Consider the following 2,705-nt stretch of genomic DNA (forward strand, 5'->3'; position numbering starts at 1 on the left):
GTCTTGACACGTTCTCCATACTGACCGGACGAGCAGCTCGTTCGGTGAGGAAATCGTGACAGAGAATGTGACGACGGGGATGCCCGAGAAGCCGATCAGGTTTCTCGACTCGCTCACCGCCGTGCGCGCGGACGGCGCCCGCACCGCAGGTCAGCTGGGCATCACGGAGTTCTGGGCGGCGCAGGGCCACGGCTCGCCCCTGATGGTCCACGACGAGGACGACGAGGGATATCTCGTCATCGAGGGCGAGCTCCAGTTCTGGATCGGCGACGACGAACCATTCCGCCGTGGTGCGGGAGGATTCGCGTGGATGCCGCGGGGCGTGCAGCACGCCTACGCCGTCTCGTCGCCGTCGGCCCGCTTCCTGTGCATCGCGACGCCGGCCGGCATCGAGCAGTTCTTCCGACAGGTCGGCACTCCGGTCACCGACACGACGCTTCCTCCAGGCGGCTCGGTCGGCGACGAGGGCCACCGGGCGATGGCTGCCGTCAGCGACTGGGGCGTCAGGATCGTCGGGACGCCGCCGCAGCAGTGAGGGGGTGACCCGGGCGGATGCGGGTCCTGGTCGCGAGCACCGGCGGGGCCGGTCACGTTACGCCGCTGCTGCCGTTCGCGGCCGCCTGCCTGGACGCGGACCACGAGCTGCTCCTGGTCGGCCCACCCGGACTGGCGCCGGTGGCGGGCGAGCACGGGCTGCCCTTCGCCGCCGGTGCCCTCCCACCCGACGAGGAGACCGGCCCCCTCTGGGCGCAGGTCCCGTCGCTGACGCCCGCGGAGGCCGAGCGTCTGGTCGTCTCGCAGATCTTCGCGACGGCGAACGTCGGAGCGATGCTCCCCGCGATGCGTGACGCGGTGCGGACGTGGCGGCCCGACGTCGTGCTCCGCGAGCCGGCCGAGTTCGCCTCCGCGATCGTCGCCGAGGAAGTGGGCGTCCCGCACGTGCAGGTCGGCACCGGTCTCGTCGAGGCCCAACGGATGATCACGGACCTGGCCACGGAGGCCCTCGAGGCGTGGTCGGCCGGCCTCGTCGAGCGCATCGAGGCGACGCCGTACCTCACGTTCTTCCCGCCCACCCTCGACGCCGGCGCCGGTCCGCCGCCGCCGTCGACCCACCGCTTCCGCATGCCGGAGCCCGCCGCCGCGCCGCTGCCGGACCTGTGGGCCGACTCCGCGGGCGACGGACGGCCCCTGGTGTACGTCACGTTCGGCAGCGTCGCCGCGAGCGTGCCGTTCGCCGCCCCGATCTACGACGTCGCCCTCGCCGCCGTGGCCGACCTACCGGCACGGGTCCTGCTCACCACGGGACACGCCGCCGAGGACGGCCGGTACCTCGCACCCGGCCCGCACGTGCACGTGACCCGCTGGGTGCAGCAGTCCGACGTGCTCGGCCGGGCGCGGCTGGTGGTGTGCCACGGCGGGTCGGGCACGACGTTGGGGGCGCTGGCGGCGGGCCTGCCGCTGGTGATCACGCCGTTGTTCGCCGACCAGCCGCACAACGCCCGCCGGGTCGCCGCGGTGGGCGCCGGCGTCGCGGTCGGCGCCCGCGACCCGGAGGCGACGGCGGGTGCGGCGGCGATCGACGCGGCCGACCTCCGCCGGGCGATCACCGACGTGCTCGCCGATCCCGGCTACGCCACCGCGGCGCGAAAGATCGCCGACGAGATCGCCGCGCTTCCGCCGGTCGCCGACGCCGTCCCCGTAATCACCGGGAGCCGCTGACGGAGGCTTTCGGTCCCGACCGGCCCGGCGAGGCCCGGCCCCGGCCGACCCGGAGAACCGGGTCCGCGGGACCCGGTTCTCCAGCACTGTTCCGAGCCGGATCAGCGCTGGACGACCTGCGTGGTGTTCGAGGCCGAGAGCCAGGTGATCGTGCCCCGGACGAAGTCGTTGCGCTTCCCGCCGGTGACCGCGTACTCGTCGGTGGTCGGGTAGCCCAGCGAGGAGCGCTCGGCACCGAGCGAGGTCCACTTCGTACGGATGGCGCCGAAGATCGTGTGCGCCCCCGTCGCCGAGGACCAGTAGATCGAACCGTTGCCGGCGAAGGTCGCGTAGCGGCCGGCGCCATCGGCCGTGGCCGTGATGTCGCGCGTCGGGTAACCGAGCACGCTCTTCGTCTCGCCCAGCGCCAGCCACTTGTCGCGCAGCGGGCCGAGCAGGCCGTAGACGACGTTGCCGGTCGGGTTCCAGTAGAGCCCGCCGCCCCCGGTGACCGAGAAGTTCGTGCCGCGACCCTGGCCGTCGGCGGTGACGAACTCGTCGGTCGTCGGGAACTTCAGCGTCCCGGCCGGGCCGCCGAGGGCCACGTAGCGGGTGTTGATCGCGCCGCGGACCGCGTGGGCCCCCGTCGCCGACGACCAGTAGATCGAGCCGTTCGCGTAGTCCTGGGCCCGACCGCCGGTCACGTCGTGCACGGCCGCCTTCGGCGCCCCGAGGTACGACGACGTCCCGCCGAGCTGCTGGTAGTACGCCGTCACCGGGTCGGTGGCCGGGGGCGCGGTGGTGGTCGTCGTGGGCGGCACCGTCGTGGTCGGCGGCACCGTGGTGGTGGGCGGGACGGTGGTCGTCGGCGGCACCGTCGTCGTGGTCGGCGGGACCGTGGTCGTCGTCGGCGGCGCGGTCGTGGTGGTCGGCGGGGTCGTCGTGCTCACCCCGGTCGCCGCGGCGTAGCGCTGCAGCGCCTCGATGAAGTAGTAGTCGCCGAACAT

3 protein-coding genes are annotated in these 2,705 nt (G+C 73.5%); 2 read left to right on the top strand and 1 reads right to left on the bottom strand.

Annotation, left to right across the window (positions count from 1 at the left end):
* The first annotated feature begins 55 nt into the window (after positions 1-55).
* Positions 56-535, top strand: a complete 480-nt coding sequence (locus AC0CYZ_RS28735; protein ID WP_472221526.1) for a cupin domain-containing protein — start codon at positions 56-58, stop codon at positions 533-535.
* A 17-nt stretch (positions 536-552) separates the two neighbouring features.
* The gene (locus tag AC0CYZ_RS28740; protein ID WP_472221527.1) at positions 553-1,719 is read left to right on the top strand and encodes a glycosyltransferase; all 1,167 of its coding nucleotides are present in this window, start codon (positions 553-555) and stop codon (positions 1,717-1,719) included.
* 101 nt (positions 1,720-1,820) lie between these two features.
* Here the strand turns inward: AC0CYZ_RS28740 and AC0CYZ_RS28745 are convergent.
* The coding region (locus AC0CYZ_RS28745) for an LGFP repeat-containing protein (RefSeq protein WP_472221528.1) at positions 1,821-2,705 on the bottom strand (885 nt) is incomplete at its 5' end.

Source organism: Actinomycetospora sp. (assembly GCF_055612215.1).